Annotated in this window: 2 tRNA genes; both read right to left on the bottom strand. The window is 52.4% G+C overall.

From position 1 onward, the window contains the following. Positions 1-59 (bottom strand) — tRNA-Arg (locus OGX81_RS00025). A 70-nt stretch (positions 60-129) separates the two neighbouring features. Beyond that, a tRNA-Arg gene (locus OGX81_RS00020) sits at positions 130-206 on the bottom strand.

Below are 206 nucleotides of genomic sequence, written 5' to 3'. Positions count from 1 at the left end.
GGGAGGATTCGAACCTCCGACCGCTCGGTTCGTAGCCGAGTACTCTATCCAGCTGAGCTACGGATGCATCGGGAAACTTACTTTATTGCAGATTTTGATACCGCTACTAAAGCCATATCAAGTAAGAGATGGTGCATCCGGGAGGATTCGAACCTCCGACCGCTCGGTTCGTAGCCGAGTACTCTATCCAGCTGAGCTACGGATGC

This window comes from Citrobacter sp. CK206, assembly GCF_030333125.1.
GTDB lineage: Bacteria > Pseudomonadota > Gammaproteobacteria > Enterobacterales > Enterobacteriaceae > Citrobacter_B > Citrobacter_B koseri.
This window is presented reverse-complemented; position numbering and strand designations above follow the sequence as displayed.